The sequence below is a fragment of the Oleiphilus sp. HI0117 genome, assembly GCF_001635235.1.
Genome location: NZ_LWGA01000455.1, coordinates 1 through 580, shown reverse-complemented (window position 1 = coordinate 580; position 580 = coordinate 1). Strand labels below are relative to the sequence as shown.

General features: G+C 45.5%; 1 protein-coding gene. It reads left to right on the top strand.

Going from position 1 to position 580, the window contains the following annotated elements; all coding sequences use genetic code 11:
- On the top strand, nucleotides 1-580 hold a 580-nt coding region (locus tag A3757_RS26405), incomplete at both ends, for a hypothetical protein (protein WP_197469818.1).

Sequence of the window (580 nt, the reverse complement as noted above, 5' to 3'; positions counted from 1 at the left end):
TATCACCGACTCAAGCGCTGTTATCGAATGGACAAGTGATAAACCTGGCTCAAGCATTGTAGATTTATCAAACGGCTTACGTTATCAATCAGACACACTAAGCACTGAGCATAGCGTCGTCGTGACAGGGTTGGGCCCCGAGACTCTTTATCAGGCAGATGTCCATTCATTAGATAAAGATGACAGGGCCTCTGAAACACTAAGTACCAGTTTTACAACGCTTGCTGTACCGGATTATCGGGCACCCCTGATACTAGAAGGCCCTTATGCATCAAATATAACGCATGAGCAATTTACCTTATCTTTGTGTGCAGATGAGCCGGTTAGAGGCTCGATATATGTTGATGATCAACACTTCACTCTTTCGGATTTAGCGATTTGCCATCAAATTCTTATCGAAAGTTTGAGTCCGAATACTGCGTACACAGTTATTGCTGAAGTAAGTGATGAGCAAGCTAACGGCCCTACAACAAGTCAGGCAATGACTGTCACCACCCTGCCCGCCCCCGACATCAGCGCTCCGAACATCTTACTGATGCCAATGGTTATTGACATTTCCGATACCAGTGCGACAGTTATC